This is a genomic window from Fulvivirga aurantia (assembly GCF_009711475.1).
GTDB lineage: Bacteria > Bacteroidota > Bacteroidia > Cytophagales > Cyclobacteriaceae > Fulvivirga > Fulvivirga aurantia.
Genome location: NZ_SMMD01000523.1, coordinates 1 through 3,578 on the forward strand (window position 1 = coordinate 1; position 3,578 = coordinate 3,578).

General features: G+C 40.4%; 4 protein-coding genes. All 4 read right to left on the minus strand.

Translation table 11 applies throughout. The features are described 5' to 3' along the window. Positions 1–337: DUF2911 domain-containing protein (locus E1176_RS04010; protein WP_155209283.1), on the minus strand; the 337-nt coding region annotated here is incomplete at its 3' end. Positions 338–541: 204 nt separating this feature from the next. Continuing rightward, a complete protein-coding gene (locus E1176_RS04015; RefSeq protein ID WP_155209284.1) occupies positions 542–1,624 on the minus strand; it encodes a BamA/TamA family outer membrane protein in 1,083 nt (360 codons plus the stop codon). Positions 1,625–1,631: 7 nt separating this feature from the next. Continuing rightward, positions 1,632–2,510 carry a flavin reductase family protein gene (locus E1176_RS04020; protein ID WP_155209285.1) on the minus strand — a complete coding sequence of 293 codons (879 nt, stop codon included), beginning with the start codon at positions 2,508–2,510 and terminating at the stop codon, positions 1,632–1,634. A gap of 35 nt (positions 2,511–2,545) precedes the next feature. Continuing rightward, on the minus strand, positions 2,546–3,578 hold a 1,033-nt coding region (fahA, locus tag E1176_RS04025; RefSeq protein WP_155209286.1), incomplete at its 5' end, for a fumarylacetoacetase.

The window sequence follows — 3,578 nt, forward strand, 5'->3', positions numbered from 1 at the left end:
GATTATTAAAGATAATGGTCCAACTATCCTCTCCAGGGATGGTAAAAAGCGAATACGTTCCTTTAGATAATTCTTCACCCTCTACAGTTACATCTTCACTAAAAGAAATGGTGGTTGCATCATTGGCACCTGTGCGCCAAACTTTTCCATAAGGCAATTTCTCACCCAACATCACTCTGCCTCGGGCAGATGGTTGGTGATAATTTACTTCAACCTCCACGCCATCTATTTCACCAGCCACTGAAGCGGGTGGGCTTTTCATTTTTTCCTGAGCATTAGATTCCGGCAAGGCAAAGGCCAACATAATTACGATAAGAGCAGCAAGGTATTTTCTCATTTTTATTAAGGATTTGGTGTAATGCTTAAACGAGAAATCGCAGGGAGAGTTGTTGATTTCAGGTTGTATGAAAAGAGAAAATGCCAGTACAAATTGCACCGGCATTTTCAATCAATCAGTATTTATTTTCAACCTGTAAACCAATTGATATTACGAAGGTAATAAAAAAAAGTTGGGTTATTCTACAATTTTTTTTAAAAAAATTTAAAAAGCCTCTGCAAATGCAAAGTAAAATCCACTTGTGTTTTTCCCAATTCCATAATCAATTCTGATATTGAGGCGATCAGATTTGTTTACCATAAATCGTAAGCCACCCCCAACTGTATATTTAAAATCTGAGATATCAAAAGCGGATAATCTTGGCGAAACATCACCTAAAGCACCAAAAGCAACCAGCCCAACCCTGCCGAAAATTTGCTTGCGATATGCAGCCTGCAATGCCATCTGCTGATTGTCTCTATACCGACCATTGTAATAACCTCGCATGATAGTTTCACCTCCTAATAATGACATTTCTCTAAAAGGAGTTTCTGATGAGTTAAGCTCTGCAAAAAATTGTGTGGCTATTACATTTTGCTCATTGATTGACCAATACTTTCTCAAATCAACTATGTATCTACTAAAATTATAATCACCGCCAAGCGCACTACCATGGTAGAAAGTAGAGAATTCAGCAAAAACACCTTCAGACGCATTTAAGACATTATTCCTGCTATCGTAAACTACAGAATAACCAAGCCCTGAGTTTGTACCCGTTTCTGATTCAAGTCGTTGTTTATCTTCTAACAAAAACTCCGGCTCATAAATGAGATCATATAAATAGGTGTATCTATATTGAAGGCCGGCAAAAAGATTTTTTCGCACTTTCTTTAACACACGCTCCCTAAAGATTACCACCTTATAATCCAGGTCCTCTTCAAACTCTTTTTTTGTATTGTTTCCTATTCCATAGTAAAGGATCGGGAAGTCATAATAGCTTAATTCACCATTGAAAACGAAGCGCTCATTGTCGGTAAATAGATTATGCCTGGTTTGCAAGATTACTTGTTTATTGAGCGTATAGGCAGCCAGTACCTGCGCATTAGAATTGCGAGTATTTAACTTATCACCCATGTTAAACACGCCAGACAGTAGTGCACCAAATCCCAAACGTGTTTCAGGAGTGTAAAAAACTGCTGGCAAGGGAATAATCTTTACCTTTTTCTCCGTATTGGTAGAATCTTGAGCAGAGGATGCAAGGCAATGGATCGTGCCTAATAACACCAAAAAAAATATTCTGATCTTCAAGGCAAGTTTATTGAGAAGATAGCAAAATTTTCCAGGCTGTGTCTAAGTCTCCCTTTTCGACATATGTTTGAGCAAGCTTATGCAGGTTATTGATGTATTGATCGTCTTTAGCAATTTTAATTATATCAGATCCTTTTACAAAAGCTTCTACCTCAGATTGATCCGGCAGCTTTTCTACATTGCCCAACCGACCTAGATTATTACCTGTAAGCACATGACTAGACCTTACTTCTTCGGGCATACTATCTACACCAATACCCATGCTTTTTAGTGGCTTAGGTATTTCAAAAATAGCGTCTCCCTGTGCCCTGCAGTAATAGTTACCTCCCATTCTTGCAACAGCATCGAGTTTAAAAGGGTCTACCTTTTTATTCTCATCTAAAATATCATCATTGAAATGCGCAAGTAAAACTTCGCAGATAACGAGATTCCCGGCTCCCCCTTCTGTACCTGTCTCTTTAACCTCAAGTACTTTGCACTCAAAGGCTACAGGCGCTTCCTTAACCCTAGGCGGTTTCACCAGCACAGATTTAGCCTCGGTAAGTCCTGCTTTTTCAAATTCATTTACACCTTTAGGGTACTCAGTGCTGGATAAAGACATTTGCTCAACAATGGCGTAATTAACCACATTAATTACTACCTCTTTTACCTCTTTCACATTTTCATAGGTGTGTTTAGTAGTATTATCTCTACCTCTACGAGCAGGTGAAAAAATGACTATTGGTGGATTAGCACCAAAACAATTAAAAAAGCTATAAGGGCTCAGGTTAACTTTGCCATCCTTATCAACCGTACTTGCGAAGGCTATAGGCCTGGGGGCGATTGCCCCCAATAAATAAGAGTGAAGCTCTGGAACCGATACCTTTTTAGGGTCAATGGTTAGCATATAATAGTGTCTTTAGATTTAATTGAATCGAAATTTTATTTGGCTGGAAGCACTTTTGAGCGTACTTCTCCAAATCCTACCCGCACACCATTATTTTCAGCATGGCCTCTCATAATTACGGTGTCACCATCTTCTAGAAACTTCCTTTCACTGCCGTCAGATAATTGCACTGGCTTGGTTCCTTTCCAGGCCAACTCCAACATAGAACCGTATGAATCTGATGTAGGCCCACTGATGGTACCGGATGCATACATGTCTCCAACCTGAAGGTTACATCCGTTTACTGTATGGTGCGCCAGTTGCTGGTTTACATTCCAGTACATGTATTTAAAGTTGCTATTGCAAATTATATTTTCCTCACCACCTTCAGGCTGCAGAGACACTTGCAATTTTATATCAAAGTTCTTTTCACCTTTATATTTGAGGTACGGCAGCACTTCCGGTTCCTGCTTTGGGCCGGCTATTCTAAAGGGCTCCAATGCATCCATAGTTACGATCCACGGAGAAATCGAGGAAGCAAAATTCTTAGCTAGAAATGGCCCTAATGGCACATATTCCCAAACTTGTATATCTCTGGCCGACCAATCATTAAACAATACAAATCCAAAGATAAAGTCCTCCGCATTGTCGGTAGGTACAGCATTGCCAAGTCCGTTTTCTTTACCTGTTATAAATGCCATTTCCAACTCAAAATCCATGCGTTTACATGGCCCGAATGATGGCAGATCGGCATCAGGAGCCTTGGTTTGACCTTTAGGCCTGTGTATATCAACTCCAGAAGGCACTATTGAAGAAGCTCTGCCGTGATACCCCACAGGTATGTGTTTCCAATTAGGAAGCAATGCATTGTCTGGATCTCTAAACATCGTACCTACGTTGGTGGCGTGCTCCTCACTAGAGTAAAAGTCGGTGTAGTTAGGTACTTTCACAGGCATAAGCATAGTGGCCTCCTCCACAGGTATCAATGCCAGCTCTCTCGCTGGTTTGTTATCTCTAAGCTCGTCATTATCATGCTGAAGTAGCTCAGATATTCGCGCCCGCACCGCACGGGTTTTCTCTTTGCCTAAT